This window comes from Actinoplanes sp. NPDC049548 (genome assembly GCF_040676695.1).
GTDB lineage: Bacteria > Actinomycetota > Actinomycetes > Mycobacteriales > Micromonosporaceae > Actinoplanes.
Genome location: NZ_JBFAPM010000005.1, coordinates 215,418 through 231,314 on the forward strand (window position 1 = coordinate 215,418; position 15,897 = coordinate 231,314).

The 15,897-nt window shown below is 72.7% G+C and carries 16 protein-coding genes; 5 read left to right on the plus strand and 11 right to left on the minus strand.

All coding sequences use genetic code 11. From position 1 onward, the window contains the following. Position 1 precedes the first annotated feature (1 nt). Genes tsaE through AB0J80_RS12865 form a run of 5 tightly spaced genes read right to left on the minus strand, consistent with a single transcriptional unit; the run spans position 2 to position 4,586 of the window. The gene (gene tsaE, locus AB0J80_RS12845) at positions 2-469 is read right to left on the minus strand and encodes a tRNA (adenosine(37)-N6)-threonylcarbamoyltransferase complex ATPase subunit type 1 TsaE (RefSeq protein ID WP_364704477.1); all 468 of its coding nucleotides are present in this window, start codon (positions 467-469) and stop codon (positions 2-4) included. Next, positions 469-1,554 (minus strand): alpha/beta hydrolase, encoded by a 1,086-nt coding sequence (locus AB0J80_RS12850; protein ID WP_364704181.1) that lies wholly within the window; start codon positions 1,552-1,554, stop codon positions 469-471. Before AB0J80_RS12850 ends, tsaE begins: the two co-directional genes overlap by 1 nt. Continuing rightward, positions 1,551-2,708 carry an alanine racemase gene (gene alr / locus AB0J80_RS12855; RefSeq protein WP_364704184.1) on the minus strand — a complete coding sequence of 386 codons (1,158 nt, stop codon included), beginning with the start codon at positions 2,706-2,708 and terminating at the stop codon, positions 1,551-1,553. The genes AB0J80_RS12850 and alr overlap by 4 nt, the downstream gene beginning before the upstream one ends. Before the next feature lie 10 nt (positions 2,709-2,718). Beyond that, on the minus strand, positions 2,719-4,194 hold the full coding sequence (locus tag AB0J80_RS12860; protein WP_364704187.1) for an NAD(P)H-hydrate dehydratase: 1,476 nt from the start codon (positions 4,192-4,194) through the stop codon (positions 2,719-2,721). Between the two features lie 23 nt (positions 4,195-4,217). After that, positions 4,218-4,586, minus strand: a complete 369-nt coding sequence (locus AB0J80_RS12865; RefSeq protein WP_364704190.1) for a holo-ACP synthase — start codon at positions 4,584-4,586, stop codon at positions 4,218-4,220. Between the two features lie 222 nt (positions 4,587-4,808). On the opposite strand from AB0J80_RS12865, the gene AB0J80_RS12870 reads away from it, so the two are divergent. Next, the gene (locus tag AB0J80_RS12870; protein ID WP_364704192.1) at positions 4,809-5,087 is read left to right on the plus strand and encodes a hypothetical protein; all 279 of its coding nucleotides are present in this window, start codon (positions 4,809-4,811) and stop codon (positions 5,085-5,087) included. Next, on the plus strand, positions 5,084-6,439 hold the full coding sequence (locus AB0J80_RS12875; protein ID WP_364704194.1) for an alpha/beta hydrolase: 1,356 nt from the start codon (positions 5,084-5,086) through the stop codon (positions 6,437-6,439). Before AB0J80_RS12870 ends, AB0J80_RS12875 begins: the two co-directional genes overlap by 4 nt. On the opposite strand, the gene glmS is transcribed toward AB0J80_RS12875, so the two are convergent. Next, complete coding sequence (gene glmS, locus AB0J80_RS12880; RefSeq protein ID WP_364704195.1) at positions 6,426-8,312, minus strand: glutamine--fructose-6-phosphate transaminase (isomerizing); 1,887 nt, start codon at positions 8,310-8,312, stop codon at positions 6,426-6,428. The two genes, AB0J80_RS12875 and glmS, sit on opposite strands and share 14 nt — an antisense overlap. A 370-nt stretch (positions 8,313-8,682) precedes the next feature. Here glmS and AB0J80_RS12885 point away from each other — a divergent pair, with 370 nt between their 5' ends. After that, the gene (locus tag AB0J80_RS12885; protein WP_364704198.1) at positions 8,683-9,417 is read left to right on the plus strand and encodes an MmpS family transport accessory protein; all 735 of its coding nucleotides are present in this window, start codon (positions 8,683-8,685) and stop codon (positions 9,415-9,417) included. Positions 9,418-9,452: 35 nt separating this feature from the next. Continuing rightward, the gene (locus AB0J80_RS12890) at positions 9,453-10,628 is read left to right on the plus strand and encodes a pyridoxal phosphate-dependent aminotransferase (RefSeq protein WP_364704479.1); all 1,176 of its coding nucleotides are present in this window, start codon (positions 9,453-9,455) and stop codon (positions 10,626-10,628) included. Between the two features lie 44 nt (positions 10,629-10,672). On the opposite strand, the gene glmM is transcribed toward AB0J80_RS12890, so the two are convergent. The 3 genes from glmM to rplM all read right to left on the minus strand — a co-directional run bounded on the left by glmM (position 10,673) and on the right by rplM (position 13,140). Further along, on the minus strand, positions 10,673-12,025 hold the full coding sequence (gene glmM / locus AB0J80_RS12895; protein WP_364704201.1) for a phosphoglucosamine mutase: 1,353 nt from the start codon (positions 12,023-12,025) through the stop codon (positions 10,673-10,675). A 144-nt stretch (positions 12,026-12,169) separates the two neighbouring features. Further along, positions 12,170-12,676, minus strand: coding sequence for a 30S ribosomal protein S9 (gene rpsI / locus AB0J80_RS12900; RefSeq protein ID WP_364704204.1), 507 nt, complete (start codon positions 12,674-12,676; stop codon positions 12,170-12,172). Positions 12,677-12,696: 20 nt separating this feature from the next. Continuing rightward, positions 12,697-13,140 (minus strand): 50S ribosomal protein L13, encoded by a 444-nt coding sequence (rplM, locus tag AB0J80_RS12905; RefSeq protein ID WP_015619048.1) that lies wholly within the window; start codon positions 13,138-13,140, stop codon positions 12,697-12,699. A 619-nt stretch (positions 13,141-13,759) separates the two neighbouring features. Here rplM and AB0J80_RS12910 point away from each other — a divergent pair. After that, complete coding sequence (locus tag AB0J80_RS12910; protein WP_364704207.1) at positions 13,760-14,896, plus strand: uroporphyrinogen-III synthase; 1,137 nt, start codon at positions 13,760-13,762, stop codon at positions 14,894-14,896. 2 nt (positions 14,897-14,898) lie between these two features. On the opposite strand, the gene AB0J80_RS12915 is transcribed toward AB0J80_RS12910, so the two are convergent. Together AB0J80_RS12915 and AB0J80_RS12920 are read right to left on the minus strand one after the other, a co-directional pair. Further along, a complete protein-coding gene (locus tag AB0J80_RS12915; protein ID WP_364704210.1) occupies positions 14,899-15,519 on the minus strand; it encodes an ATP/GTP-binding protein in 621 nt (206 codons plus the stop codon). After that, on the minus strand, positions 15,500-15,862 hold the full coding sequence (locus AB0J80_RS12920; protein WP_364704213.1) for a DUF742 domain-containing protein: 363 nt from the start codon (positions 15,860-15,862) through the stop codon (positions 15,500-15,502). Before AB0J80_RS12920 ends, AB0J80_RS12915 begins: the two co-directional genes overlap by 20 nt. Between the last annotated feature and the right edge of the window lie 35 nt (positions 15,863-15,897).

The window sequence follows — 15,897 nt, forward strand, 5'->3', positions numbered from 1 at the left end:
ATCACAGCTTCTCCACGCGGTCCGCCCAGTCCCCGCCGTGCGGCACCAGGTCGATCACCCTGGTGTCGTCGTCGAGGCGGTCGATACGGACGGCGAGATACTCGTCGTTCAGCTGCTCGACCAGCCCCGCACCCCACTCGACGACGGTGACCGCCTCCTCGGCGGAGGCGTCCAGGTCGAGGTCGTCGATCTCCGCGCGCGGGTCGGCGGCATCGCCCAGCCTGTACGCGTCCGCGTGCACCAACGGCACCTCACCCCCGCGCGCGGGGTCGGGCCGATGCACCCGCGCGATCACGAACGTGGGTGACGTGATGGCGCCGAGCACCCCGAGCCCGTCGCCGAGCCCCTGCACCAGCGCGGTCTTCCCGGCACCCAGCGGACCGGTCAGCAGCAGCAGATCACCGGCACGCACGACCGCCGCCAGACGCCGGCCGAACGCACGCGTGTCGTCCACAGTGGGCAGCCGGATCACGAGATGCGCTCCAGGAACGGGATCAGCGCGGCGTTGACCTCGTCCGCCTTCTCCAGCATCACCACGTGACCACTGTTGTCGATCTTCAAAAGCTCGGCGTCGGGAAGGTGCTTGAGGATCTCCTCCGAGTGCGTCACCGGCGTCAGGTAGTCCTTGGTGCCGACGAGCACCAGCACCGGTACGCCCTTGAGCGCCGACAACGCCGGGAAGCGGTTGTGCGTGTACAGCGTGCGCAGATACCTGGTGAGCGTCTCGACAGAGGTCCTCGAGTTCATCTGCTCCACGAACGTGACCAGCGAAGGGCTGGGCCTGGCGTCGCCGAAGCCGTACCGGCGGGTGAGCAGCCAGGCAAGATCCGAGGAGGCGACCCGGGCCCGGTCGATGGCCGGGCCGCCGATGCGGGCGGCGCCGCCCCACAGCGGGAAGAACGGCGCGCTGGCCCGGGCGACCAGGGAGGGCAGCCCGAGCTTGGTCTTGTCGATCAGCCCCGCCGACGTGGACATCAGGACCACGCCGGTGACGCGCTTGCCGAACCACTCCGGATACTGCTCGGCGAACGCCATGATCGTCATGCCGCCCATCGAGTGCCCGACCAGGATGATGTGCCCCTCCGGCACGGTGGCGTCGAGCACGGCGGCCAGAGACTTCCCCAGGGCGGCGATGTCGTAGTCGCCCGACTGCAGCCGGCCGGACCTGCCGTGACCGGGCTGGTCGTAGAAGACGAGCCGCTGGTCACCGCGCTCGGTGAGCGCCTGCCGCTGGAAGTAGAACGTCCCCATGTCCAGCGCGAAGCCGTGCACGAAGACGACCGTGGGCTTGCTGCTCGGCTCCCGCGGCTCGACGATCTCGACGTGCAGGTCGGTGCCGTCGGCCGCGGTGACGGTCAGCTGCTCGTCGTACGGCTGGTCGCCGAACTCCTCCTCGGCGTGCGGGTCGCCGGGTGCGCTCAGCGACTTGCGGACGAGTGCCCGCTCCACCGCGAACGCCGTGGCGAGGCCCGCGGCCGCCACGCCGATGACGGCACCGGCGATGCCGACCTGTTTGGCGCGGCGGCGCGGGCCGGACGGCTTGGCCGGGCTCATCCCACCTCCCCAGGGGTAGCCGACATCGGTGGCACGCCGGCCGTGCCGTCATAGACCCGCGGCACGCGGCTCCCGCCGAAGCGGGTCACGATCTCGTAGTTGATGGTGCCGATCGCCTCGGCCCAGTCGGTCGCCGTGGGCTCGCCGTCGTCGCCGGGCCCGAACAGGGTCGCCACGTCGCCCGCGCCGACCGGGTCGTCGCCGCAGTCGAGCACGAACTGGTCCATGCAGACGCGGCCGGCGATCCGGCGGACGGCGCCACCAAGGAGCACCGGTCCCACGTTGGAGGCGTGCCGCGGCACCCCGTCGCCGTAGCCGAGCGGCACGAGGGCCAGCGTCGTCTCGCGCGTGGTGAAGTAGGCGTGGCCGTACGAGACGCCCTGGCCGGCGGGCACCCGCTTGGTCAGGGCGACCCGGGCCCGGGCCGTCATCGCCGGACGCAGGCCGGGAGGCGGCGGCCCCGGCAGCGGCGACAACCCGTAGACCGCCACACCCGGGCGGACCAGGTCGTAGTGGGCGTCGGGTCGGGTGAGGGTCGCGGCCGAGTTGGCGATGTGGCGGTAACGCGGCTCGATGCCGTACCGCTCCGCCGTCGCCAGGCCCTCGGCGAAGACGGCGAGCTGATGGTCGATCGTCTCGTGGCCCGGCGCGTCGGCGTAGATGAAGTGGCTCCATACGCCGACGACCTCCAGCTCGCCGTCGGCCTGCGCCTTCGCAGCCGCCTCGAGCAGCGCCGGCCAGTCCGCGGGTGTCGCGCCGCCGCGGGCCAGGCCGGTGTCGAGCTTGAGGTGCACCCGCGCCGCACGGCGCACCCGGCGGGCGGCACCGATCAGCTCGCCCAGCTGCCCGAGGCTGCCCGCGTTGAGGTCGACGTCCGCCTCGACGCCCTCGTGCAGCGGCAGGCCGGGAGTCTGCAGCCAGGCGAGCACGGGTGCGGTCAGTCCGGCCCGGCGCAGCGCCAGGGCCTCGTCGAGGGTGGCCACGCCGAGCCACGTCGCCCCGCCCGCGAGGGCCGCGCGGGCGGCCGGCAGCATGCCGTGCCCGTACCCGTCGGCCTTGACGACCGCCATGACCTCGGCGGTCGTGCCCGCGCGCAGGGTCGCCACGTTGTCCCGGATCGCGTCCAGATCGATCCGGACCTCGGCCTGCCACATGGTCACCAGCCTACTGATCCCCCTGGACACGACCGTGTCCCAGCAGGTCGGCCAGAACCGGCCGGAGCGCGGCGGCGACGTCGGCGGAGGTGGCCGGACCCTCCCGCCCGGCGCGGCGTCCGGCCAGGCCATGGACGTACGCGGCGGCGACCGCGGCCCGCGCCGGGGCCAGCCCGGCGGCGAGCAGCGAACCGAGCAGGCCGGCCAGCACATCACCCGATCCAGCGGTGGCGAGGTCCGCGCTACCCGTCGGGTTGGCCCACACCTCGCCCGCCGGAGTGGCGACGATCGTCCGATCGCCCTTGAGCAGGACGACCGCGTTGATCCAGGCCGCGAGCCGGCAGGCGGCGCCCGCCCGGTCGGCGCCCGGCGCCTCTCCGGCCAGCCGGGCGAACTCCCGGTCGTGCGGTGTGACCACCAGAGGGGCGTCGCGACGCAGGTCGGTCGCGTGCTGCCCGTCGACGAGCAGGGTCAGCGCGTCGGCATCGAGCAGCACCGGCAGCGAGGTCGCCAGTACGCTGCGAAGCTCCGTCCGCGCCTCATCCCCCGTCCCCAGCCCGGAGCCGCACACCCAGGCCTGCACCCGGCCGGCGTCGGCGACCCGCTTGGCGGCGACCACCGACGGATGCTGCCGCACCACCTCGCGGTCGGCGCTGCCCGCGTAGCGCACCATGCCGGTCGGACCGGCGAGCGCACCCGCGACCGACAGCATCGCGGCGCCCGGATACATCGCCGAGCCGGTGGCCAGGCCGACCACACCCCGGCTGTACTTGTCCGACGCCGCACCGGGACGCGGCCACCACGCGGCGATGTCGGACGCGTCGGGAACGCGCACGGCGGCGGAGGCGTGCAGCGTCGCACCCAGCCCGATGTCCACCAGCTCGACGTGGCCCGCCAGAGCCGCGGCCGGGCCCACGACGTGCGCGGGCTTGAGGCAGCCGAAGGTGACCGTGACATCCGCGTGCACCGCGTCGCCGGGGACGTCACCGGTGTCCACGGCGACCCCGCTGGGCACGTCCACCGCGACGACCGGCGTTCTCGCACCTTCACGGGTCCGCAGCCCGGGCAGGGCTCCGACGAGGCCGGCGGCGGGCGGCCGGAGCCCACCGCTCGCACCGATGCCGACGATGCCGTCGACGACCAGGTCCGCGCGCGCGGGAAGATCGACCACCGTTCGGCCTCCGGCGCGTCGCAAGGCGGTGAGGCCGGCGGCGTGGACCCGGTCGGGACTCAGAAGGATGGCCTGCACGGCGGCGCCCCTCGCGGCCAGGCGGGCACCCGCGTAGAGCGCGTCGCCGCCGTTGTCACCGCTGCCGACCAGCAGCACGACGTCGGAGCCGTAGACGCCGCCGCTCTCCCGCAGCATCAGCGCACAGCGTCGGGCGAGACCGGCCGCCGCGCGCTGCATGAGAGTGCCGTCCGGCAGGGTCGCCATCAGGGCCTTCTCCGCCGCGCGTACGTCCGCGACGCGCCATGCCTGCCGCATCCGTGCTCCTCATCCTCGTCGTGTCAGGCCTCGGCGACCACCATGGCCGAGGCGATGCCGCCGTCGTGGGACAGCGAGAGGTGCCACCGGCTGATGCCCCGCTCGGTCGCCACCGCCGCGACCGTACCGGAGACGGTCAGCCAGGGCCTCCCGTCCGGATCGGAGACGATCTCGCAGTCGTGCCAGCGCATCCCCGCGGGGGCGCCGAGGGCCTTGGCCACCGCCTCCTTGGCGGCGAACCGGGCGGCCAGCGACTCCGCCGAGCGCGGGGTGCCGGACGCCGTCATCCGCTCCGCGTCGGTGAAGAGCCGGTCCGCCAGCAGCGGCGTGCGATCCAGCGCCTTGGCGAACCGGTCGACCAGCACCACGTCGATCCCGACAGACACGATCACACACGCCACCCTAGCGGTGCCGGTTATCCACAACGGGGTCTCGGCCGGGCCGTTGTCCACAGGCCGGAACCACGGGCCCGGCGGATTGCCTACCGTCGTCGGCCCGAGTCCTTCCCCTTCTCTTGCCCTTCCTTTCGCCTTCCGGGGGCTGCCGTGACGCTTTCCGGAGGCCGCCGATGACGCTTTCTGGAGGTTGCCGATGACGCTTTCTGGAGGTTGCCGATGAGGCCCGATCTCGACGTCGACACCGATGGCGTGCGTGCCTGGGCCGCGGCGCTGGTGACCGCCGGCAGCGGCTTCCATCTCCCGCCACTGCCACCGGTTCCGGGTCCGCGTTGGGCGGTCACCGACGCCGTCACGGTCGCCACAGCGGCCGCACGCCGCACCTTGGCCGCGATCGCCGACGACATCCTGGCCACGGGACGTGCGGCGAGCACGACGGCGGACGACTACGACGGTGCCGACGACCGGGCGGCGGCCGGTCTGCGGAGGCTCCGTTGACAGTCCTGCTAGCAACGGATCCGGCCCGGTGGCGCGAGGCGGCATCGGTGTGGCGGAGCTGGGCCGGCGCCGCCGGCCGCTGGGCGGCCGACGTGCGGGCGTGCGCGGCCCGGCTGCGGTCGGTGTGGACCGGCGCCGCGGCGGACGCGGTCGCTGCCCGGCTCGGCCGGCTGCTGCGCCGGCTGGACCTCTTCCGGCTCGGGTGCTGGGCCGCGGACCAGGCGTTGAGCGAGTTCGCCGCCGCCGTGGCCCGCGCCCGTCCGCGCGATGACCTGTCCTCGGCCATGGCGGCGGCCGCCGAGGCGTCACGCCTCCTGGACGAGTTGTTCCTGACCTCGGCGGCGCCCCCGGCCATCGCTCCCCCGGCCTGCACCGCCTCTCCTGCCGAAGTGAGCAGGTGCTGGAGGGCACTGAGTCCGGCACAGCAGGACTGGCTGCTGGTCACGGAGCCCGGTTCGATCGGGTCGCTCGACGGGGTTCCGGCCGCCGCGCGCGACCGTGCCAACCGGCTCCTGCTGGACGGCCTGCGGATCGAGGGCTCGCTGCGGGATTGGCTCGCCGACGGAGAAGGGCCCCGGGCGTACCTGTTGCGGATCGACCCGGCCGGTGAGGGACGCGCAGTCGTCGCACTGGGCGACCCCGACCGTGCCGACCACGTCGTCACCCAGGTGCCCGGCATGACCGCCGACCTGGCGTCGCTCGGCGGCGAGCTGGCTCGCGCGCGACGGCTGGCGGTCCGGGCGGGCGAGCTGGCGCCGGAGGAGGCGACCAGTGCCGTGCTGTGGCTCGGCTACGACGCCCCCGACTTCCTGGGCGAGGCGTCCGGTCGCGCCGCCGCGCAGGCCGGAGCGCCCGCACTCCGCCGCTTCCAGGACGGGCTCCGGGCCACGCACGAGGGACGTCCCGCCCGCCAGACGGTGCTCGGGCACAGCTACGGATCCCTGGTCGTGGGCATGGCGGCGGCCCGTCCGGGGCTCGCCGCCGACAGCGTCGTCTTCGTCGGCTCGCCCGGCGTCGGTGTCGACCACGCTCGCGATCTGTCCGTGCCACCCGGCGAGGTGTGGGCCACCACCTCGGTGACCGACGTGATCCAGTGGGCGGCCGTGTCGCCGCGCAGCCTCGCCGAGGACGTGGTGGTGAGCCAGGTGTGGCCGGCCGCGGCCGCGCTCGCGTTCGGCCGGCCGGAGGACGACCTGTGGTTCGGCGGCAATCCCGCCGGGCCGGCGTTCGGCGCCCGGACGTTCGCGAGCCAGGCGGGCGCCGGGCACCTCGGCTACTGGGACGAGGGCGGCCCGGCGCTCGACGCGCTCACCAACATCACGCTGGGACGGACCGATGTCATTCCACGGTGACGGACTTGGCCAGGTTGCGCGGCTGGTCGACGTCGTGGCCCCGGGCCGCCGCGATCTCGCACGCGAGGATCTGCAGCGGCACCGTGGTCATCAGCGGCGCCAGCAGGGTGGGCGTACGCGGCACCCGGATCAGGTGATCGGCGTAGGCACCGACCGCGTCGTCGCCCTCCTCGGCGATGACGATCGTCCGGGCACCCCGGGCGCGGACTTCCTGGATGTTCGAGACGACCTTGTCGCGCAACACGCCCCGGCCCGCCGGTGACGGCACCACGCACACCACCGGCGTGCCCTCGTCGATCAGGGCGATGGGTCCGTGCTTGAGCTCGCCGGCCGCGAAGCCCTCGGCGTGCATGTAGGCGAGCTCCTTGAGCTTGAGCGCGCCCTCGAGCGCCACCGGGAAGCCGACGTGCCGGCCGATGAAGAGGACCGTCGACGCGGTCTTGAGGTCGCGCGCCAGCTCGCGGACGTCCTCCATCTGACCGAGCAGCTCGCGGAGGTTGTCCGGCGTACGCCGCAGGCGCGAGACCACGGCGGCGACCTCGTCGGCGTACATGACGCCGCGGATCTGGGCGAGGTGCAGGCCGATCAGGTAGCAGGCGACGAGCTGGGTGAGGAACGCCTTGGTGGAGGCGACGGCGATCTCCGGGCCGCCGTGGGTGTAGAGCACGGCGTCGGACTCCCGCGGGATGGTCGAGCCGTTGGTGTTGCAGATGGCCAGCACCCGCGCCTTCTGCTCCTTGGCGTGGCGCAGCGCCATCAACGTGTCCATGGTCTCGCCGGACTGGCTGATCGCGATCACCAGCGTGGAGCGGTCCAGGACCGGGTCGCGGTAGCGGAACTCGCTGGCGAGCTCCACCTCGCACGGGATGCGGGTCCAGTGCTCGATGGCGTACTTGGCGACCATCCCGGAGTGGTAGGCGGTGCCGCACGCGATGATGAACACCTTGTCGACGTCGCGCAGGTCCTGGTCGGTGAGCCGGACCTCGTCGAGCACGATCTCGCCGCGCTCCGAGAGGCGGCCGAGCAGGGTGTCGGCGATGGCCTGCGGCTGCTCGGCGATCTCCTTGAGCATGAAGTAGTCGTAGCCGCCCTTCTCCGCGGCCGAGGCGTCCCAGTCGATGTGGAACTCCTTGCCGGTGGCGGGCTGACCGGCGAAGTCGGTGATCTCGATGGCGCCGGGCGTGATCAGCACGACCTGGTCCTGGCCCAGCTCGATGGCCTCCCGGGTGTGCTCGATGAAGGCCGAGACGTCACTGGCCAGGAAGTTCTCGCCGTCGCCCCGGCCGACCACCAGCGGCGAGTTGCGGCGCGCGGCCACGACGGCGTCCGGGATGTCCACGTCGATCGCCAGCAGGGTGAAGGCGCCCTCGAGGCGGCGCACGGCACGGCGCATACCCTCGGCCAGCAGGTGCGGCCCGTCGGCGTCCGCGCCGGAGTCGCGCAGTGCCCGCATCTCGGCGGCCAAGAGGTGCGCGGCGCACTCGGTGTCGGTGTCGCTCACGAACTCGATCCCCGTCGCCTCCAGCTCGGCGCGGAGCCGGGAGAAGTTCTCGATGATCCCGTTGTGGATCACCGCGACCCGGCCGTCGGCCGACAGGTGGGGGTGGGCGTTACGGTCGGTGGGTCCGCCGTGCGTCGCCCACCGGGTGTGCCCGATCGCCGTCGGCCCGGCGGCGATCCCGTCGCCCGCCCGATCGGCCAGGGCCTTTTCCAAGTTCGCCAGCTTTCCGGCGCGCTTCTCGGTCAGGATGACGGTGTCGTCGATGACCGCCACGCCGGCCGAGTCATATCCGCGGTACTCCAGGCGTCGGAGCCCGTCGAGGACGATTTGCAGCGCCGGACGATTGCCGACGTAACCCACGATCCCACACATGTGGGGCAGCGTAGCGGACTTTCGCTCATGGCATGTGCTCGAGAAGCATACTTTCGCGCATCGTACGTGATCGAAACAGCCGTTCGGACAGGGGTGTCCCGCCTCCGGGCCAGGTCCCGGCCCTCCCTGACACGTCCGGGTGATCCATTCCTGGCGGGGAGGGCGTACCGTCGGGCCGACGCCTGCTCGGGAGAGACGATTGAGCTATCCACCGCCTTCCGACCCCACGCGCCCGCTCCCGCCTGAGGAGCCGCCGTCGGGTCAGCCCTGGTCGTCACCGTCGGGCGACCCCCTGTCCGCGCAGCCTGCGCCACCGCCGGGCCCCCCGCAGTACCAGCCCGGTTACGCACCCCTTCCCCAGTCCGATCCGGTGAGCGGGCCGCCGGAGGGCCACCCCGCGACGTCGCAGTTCCCGTCGGTGGATCCGCCGCAGTATCAGCAGCCCGGCTATGCCCCGCCCGCCGGCTACGGGCCACCCGCCGGCTACGGCGCGCCTCCTCCCGGATACGGGCCGCCCCCGGGGTATGGACCGCCGCCCGGTTACGGCGCGCCGCCTCCGCCGCCGCCGAAGCGCAGCAACACCCCGCTGGTCGCCGTGCTGATCGCGGTGACGCTGCTGCTCTGCGCGGGTGGCGTGACCTCGGCGGTGCTGTTGGTGAACCGGGCCACCGACAAGGCGAAGGAGGCCCTCGACAGCCTCCCCACCGACCCGCCGATCGACGTGCCGACGGAGATTCCGGACCTGCCCACCGACCTGCCGACCGACCTGCCGACGCTGCCCACCGACCTGCCGACGGGCATCCCGCAGCTGCCGGGCGAGGGCGAGGAGATCACCGTCGAGTACGAGGTGACCGGGGACGGCCCGGTGGAGATCATCTACTTGGAGGAGCTGGGCAAGCAGGCCAAACGGGAACGAAACGTCTCCCTGCCCTGGCACAAGAAGGTGAAACTGCACGGTTCCGCGCTCGTCTCCGTGGTCGCCGTCCGCGGCAGCATCTCGGAGGGCACGATCAGCTGCAGCGCGAAGGTCGACGGCGAGGAAGTCGCCCAGAAGACGAGCACCGGCTCCTTCATCACCGCCTCCTGCATGAAGGTGGTCTCCTAGCGCGGGGCCGTAGGCTGGCGGGCGTGACGACGTCGATCTCGGCGGACCCGCTCGTCGGCCGCATGCGCCCGTTCGGCACCACCATCTTCAGCGAGATGTCCGCGCTCGCCGCGCGGACCGGCTCGGTCAACCTGGGACAGGGCTTCCCCGACACCGACGGCCCGCCCGAGATGCTCGCCGCTGCGGCCGAGGCGCTGGCCTCGGGCGCCAACCAGTACCCGCCGCTGCCCGGCATCCCGGCGCTGCGCCAGGCCGTGGTGGCGCACGAGGAGCGGTTCTGGGGACTCACCCGGGACCCGGACACCGAGGTCGTGGTGACCGCCGGCGCCACCGAGGCGATCGCGGCGGCCATTCTCGCGCTGTGCGAGGCCGGCGACGAGGTGGTGTGCTTCGAGCCGTACTACGACTCGTACGCGGCGTCCATCGCGCTCGCCGGGGCCGTGCGGCGACCGGTGACGCTGCGGCCCGGGCCGGACGGCCGGTACGGCTTCGACGAGGCCGAGCTGCGCGCCGCGTTCGGGCCGAGGACCCGGATGGTGCTGCTCAACTCACCGCACAACCCGACCGGCACCGTGTTCACCACCGACGAGCTGGCGCTGGTGGCGCGGCTCTGCCAGGAGCACGACGTGTACGCCGTGACGGACGAGGTCTACGAGCACCTGGTGTACACCGACGCCGCCACTGCGCACGTACCGCTGGCCACCCTGCCGGGCATGCGCGAGCGCACCCTGCGCATCTCGTCGGCGGGCAAGACCTTCTCCTGCACCGGGTGGAAGGTCGGCTGGGCCACCGGACCGGCCCCGCTGGTCTCCGCCATGACGCGCGTCAAGCAGTTCCTGACCTTCGTCAACGCCGGCCCGCTCCAGCCCGCCGTGGCGGTCGCCCTGGGCCTGCCGGACGCGTACTTCACCACGTTCCGGGACGGGCTCCAGGCGCGGCGCGACCGGCTCGTGGCGGGGCTGACGGACGCGGGCTTCGGGGTGCTGCCGTCCGAGGGCACCTACTTCGTGACGGCGGACATCCGGCCGCTGGGCGGGACGGACGGGGTCGACTTCTGCCGTACGCTGCCCGGGCGGTGCGGGGTGGTGGCGGTGCCCACCCAGGTCTTCTACGACCACCGCGAGCAGGGGCGGCACCTGATCCGGTTCGCCTTCTGCAAGCGCGAGGACGTGATCGACGAGGCCGCCCGCCGGCTGCGCACGCTGGCCTGAGAACGGGGTCGAGCCGGGCGGACCGCCCGGCTCGGTGGGCGCGGTCAGGCCGGGCTGGCTGCGCGCACCTCGGCCGCCACCCGCTCGGCCACCGCCCGTGCCTGGTCCTGCGTCTCCGCCTCGACCATCACCCGCACCAGCGGCTCCGTGCCCGACGGCCGCAGCAGCACCCGCCCGGTCTCGCCCAGCTCGTCCTCCGCCAGCGCCACCGCGGCCTGGACCGTGGGCGCCTGGGCGCCCGCCTCGCGGTCCTTCACCTGGACGTTGATGAGGACCTGGGGCAGCTTGTGCACCACGGCCGCGAGGTCGGCCAGGGACTTGCCCGTGGCGGCGATGGTGGCCATGAGGTGCAGGCCGGTCAGGACGCCGTCGCCGGTGGTCGCGAACGCCGGCATCACGATGTGGCCGCTCTGCTCGCCGCCGAGGGCGTAGTTGCCCGCCGTCAGCTCCTCCAGCACGTACCGGTCGCCGACCTTGGTCTCGAGCAGGCGGATGCCCGCCTGCTTCATCGCGAGCCGCAGGCCGAGGTTGCTCATGACCGTCGCCACGAGGGTGTTGTCGGAGAGCGTGCCCGCGTCGCGCATCGCCAGGGCCAGGATCGCCATGATCTGGTCGCCGTCGACCACCTCGCCGGAGGCGGTGACCGCGAGGCAGCGGTCCGCGTCGCCGTCGTGGGCGAGGCCCAGGTCGGCGCCCTCGCGGAGGACGGCCTCGCGGACCGTGTCCAGGTGCGTGGAGCCGCAGCCGTCGTTGATGTTGAGCCCGTCCGGCTCGGCGTGGATGGCGATGACCTCCGCGCCCGCCTGCTCGTACGCGGCCGGGCCGACCTCGCTGGCCGCGCCGTTCGCGCAGTCGACCACGACCTTGATGCCGGCCAGGCTGTGCGGGGTGGCGGCGACGAGGTGCTTGACGTAGTGCTCCGCGCCGTCGAGGAGGTCGTGGACGCGGCCCACGCCGGCGCCGGTGGGGCGGCCGACGAGTCCGTGGCCGTCCTCGACCGCCTCCTCGATGCGGGCCTCGATCTCGTCGGGGAGCTTCTGGCCGCCCGGGGCGAAGAGCTTGATCCCGTTGTCCGGCATCGGGTTGTGCGAGGCCGAGAGCATCACGCCGAGGTCGGCGTTGGCCTGGCCGACGAGGTAGGCGACCGCCGGCGTGGGCAGCACCCCCACCCGGACGACGTTGGCGCCGGCGCTGGTCAGGCCGGCCACCACGGCGGCCTCGAGCATCTCGCCGCTGGCTCGCGGGTCGCGGCCGACGATGGCGAGCGGCTGGTGGCTGCGGTCGCTCTCGATGAGCACCCGGGCGGCCGCTACGGCGACCGAGAGCGCCAGTTCCGGGGTGAGGAGGTCACCGTTCGCGAGCCCGCGTACGCCGTCCGTGCCGAAGAGTCGCCCCATGGCGGTCGTTCCTTTCGCCGGTTCCTGCTCAGTAAAGGCGAACCGGTGCGTTGTTCGGGGGAGGAAATGCGAAACGGCCGGGCACGCCCGCTGGGGGCGCACCCGGCCGTACCGGTCAGACGTGGTGCAAGGCGAGCGCGGCGATCAGCGCTTCGAGTACTGCGGAGCCTTGCGGGCCTTCTTGAGGCCGTACTTCTTGCTCTCCTTGACCCGCGCGTCACGGGTGAGGAAGCCGGCCTTCTTCAGCGCCGGGCGGTCGTCGCCGTCGTTCGAGACGAGCGCGCGGGCGATGCCGAGGCGCAGGGCGCCGGCCTGGCCGGTGATGCCGCCGCCACGGAGGTTGGCGATCACGTCGAACTGCTCGGCCTTCTCGGCGGTGGTCAGCGGCTCGCGGATGAGCTGCTGGTGCACCTTGCTCGGGAAGTAGTTCTCGAGCTCGCGGCCGTTGCAGATGATCTTGCCGGAGCCGGGCACCAGGCGGACCCGGACGATGGCCTCCTTGCGGCGGCCGACGGTCTGGATCGGACGGTCACCGGGGCGCGGGGCGCGGACGGTGACCGGCGCGGCCTCGACGACCACCACGGTCTCCGCGGGGGTCTCAGCGGGTGCCTCGACGGTCTCGACGACCTCGGGCTCGACGATGTCGGACATGCTGTTTCCTTCGCCCTCGCTCACTGCGCGATCTGCTTGATTTCGAACGGCACCGGCTGCTGCGCGGCGTGCGGGTGCTCGGCGCCCGGGTAGACCTTCAGCTTCTTGATGATCTGACGGGCGAGCTTGTTGTGCGGGAGCATGCCCTTGACGGCCAGCTCGACCGCGTGCTCGGGGCGCTTGGTCAGCAGCTCCTCGTAGCCGACCTGCTTGAGGCCGCCCGGGTAGCCGGAGTGCCGGTAGGCGACCTTGGTCTGCCGCTTGTTGCCGGTCAGCGCGACCTTGCCCGCGTTGATGATCACCACAAAGTCGCCGGTGTCGACGTGCGGGGCGAACGTCGGCTTGTGCTTGCCGCGCAGGAGAGTGGCGGCGTGGGTGGCCAGGCGGCCCAGAACGACGTCAGAAGCGTCGATAATGTGCCACTGACGCTCGATCTCACCCGGCTTCGGGCTGTACGTACGCACAGAATTACCTTGTCTCGTCGTCGGTCTGGGGGCGCGCGCTGGTCGCTCGAGAACGAACGTCAAGCATCCCCGGGAGGGAACGCCTGCAGCTGTCGCACAACAGCAGGCAACAATACCCGGCTGCGCGGCGCGCGGTCAAAACGGGCTAGGAGGCCCGTCGAGCCGACGGACCGCATAACTTATCGGTCCCAGGATAGGCGGTGACCGACGGCACGCCGACGGCGGGTGACGTGATTCCACCCACCGTGGCCCATCCGGGACCCGGACGCCTCTTAGCGTGCTCGAAACATGAGGGACGCAAGGCCGAAATTACCCACCGGCACGCTTCCGTCATGGCGAGTGGTGCGGTCACCCCGACGACGCGGCCCGGGCTCCGGTCCGGCCGCCGCCGCGGGCGCACCACCCACGAACCATCGCCAGGGTTGAGGACGGACCTGGCGGTGCCCGCCGGAACGGGTGACCGCTCCGGCAGAGAGCCGCGGTGTGTGCCGGCCGGAGGTACGGCGGTGAACGCAGGCGTGACATGGGAGCGGGTCGACGCTGAGGACGGCGGTCGCCGCGCGTGCCCTTCGGTGGACCGGCCGGCCACGCCGCGGCTACTCGGGACAGCGCTGGAAGCATGACGGCGGACCGGAGCGGGGGTGTGCGTCGCGCGGTGATCACGCCGTCCGCTCTCACCTCGCTGTCCGGTTACACCGTGGGCGTCACCTCGGACCGTCGTCGCGACGAGCTGGCGACCCTCCTGGAGAGCAGGGGCGCACGCGTGGTCCTCGCCCCCGCCCTGCGCATCGTCCCGATCGCCGACGACGCCGAGCTGCGCGCGGCGACCCGGGCCTGCCTGGCCACTCCACCCGACATCGTGCTGGTCAACACAGGGATCGGCATGCGCGGCTGGCTCGAGGCGGCGGACGGGTGGGGCCTGGCCGAGCCGCTGCGCGCCGTACTGTCGCGGGCCTATCTGGTCGCGCGCGGGCCCAAGGCACGAGCCGCCATCCGCTCCGCAGGGCTGCGGGATCAATGGTCGCCGGAGGGTGAGAGCTCCGAGGAAGTGATCGACCACCTGACCACCCGGGGCGTCGGCGGGCTGACCGTGGCGTTGCAGCTGCACGGCGACAGCCAGCCGGAATACGCGGAGGCGCTGGAGGCGGCCGGCGCGCGGGTCGTCGAGGTGCCGGTCTACCGCTGGGCCCCGCCGGTCGACCCGGCGCCGCTGCACCGCCTGGTCGACCTCATCACCGGGCGGCTCGTGGACGCGGTGACGTTCACGGCCGCGCCCGCCGCCGGCGCTCTCCTACGGGCAGCGGGGTCCGGCACCGAGCAGCTGCTGGAGGCACTCCGCGAGGACGTGCTGGCTGCCTGCGTGGGGCCCGTCACGGCGGCGCCGCTGCGCAGGCACGGCGTACCCGTGGTCGCCCCGGCCCGGGCCAGGCTGAGCGCGCTGGTCCGTACGATCGTGGACGAGCTGCCGAAACGGGCGGTGACCATCGAGGTCGCCGGGCATTCGCTGACCCTGCGTGGGCACGCCGCGATCGTCGACGGCGAACTGAAGCCGCTCGCGCCGGCTCCGATGGCCGTGCTCCGCGCGCTGGCAGCGACGCCCGGGCGGGTGCTCTCCCGGGCGGCACTGCTGCGCACGCTGCCCCGCGGCGCCGACGAGCACGCGGTGGAGATGGCCGTCGCGCGGCTGCGCGCCGGCCTGGGCACCTCCCGCGTGATCCAGACGGTGGTCAAGCGGGGCTACCGACTGCCCGCCTGAGCTCAGCCGACAGGGGTCGGGAAGCCCCGCTCCTGCTCGGCCACCAGCGTGCGCATCGCATGCTCCACGACGCCCACCAGCACCTGCTTCACCGAGTCCCGATGCCGGGCGTCACACATGATCAGCGGTACCTCCGGCGAGATCGCCAGGGCCTCGCGGACCTCCTCCGGCTCGTACCGGGGTGCGCCGTCGAAGCAGTTCAGCGCCACCAGGTACGGCAGATGACGGTTCTCGAAGTAGTCGAGCGGCGCGAAGGCGTCGGAGATGCGGCGGGTGTCCACCAGCACCGCCGCCCCGACGGCACCCCTGATCAGCTCGTCCCACATGAACCAGAAGCGCGTCTGGCCCGGTGTGCCGAACAGGTACAGGATGAGGTCGTCGGCCATGGTGATGCGACCGAAGTCCATCGCCACCGTGGTCGTCTCCTTGCCGGGCACCTTGGACGCGTCGTCGATGCCCTGCCCCGCCGAGGTCATGACGGCCTCGGTGGTCAGCGGCTCGATCTCGGAGACCGCGCCGACCAGCGTCGTCTTGCCCACGCCGAAGCCACCGGCGATGACGATCTTCGCGGAGGTGATCTCCTTGGGTTGCGCCCCCGCCCGCTCAGAGCTTGCGAAGTCCACTCAACACCCTTTCCAGCAGATCCATCCGCTCCGTGAACCCTGTCTTGGGAGCGGCACTGTGCAGCGACAACATCCCGTCGGCGACCATGTCGGCGACGAGGACCCGGGCGACTCCCAACGGGAGACGGCTGTAGGCCGCGATCTCGGCAAGCGACTGCGCCCGGGGCTCACACAGCACGGCTATGCGGTACTTGTCGTGCCCGGCGAACCGGGCTTCCTGAACGGCGGCCTGGCTGGCTACCAGCACCGCCTCGATGGGAATGTCCCGGCGCGGCTCCGTCCGGCCCCGGGTGACCGCATACGGGCGGACCAGATTGCCGCGGGGGTCGTGCGGCTGTCCCATCGAGCGGTCACCTCCTTCCGGTCGTGGTCGGACGC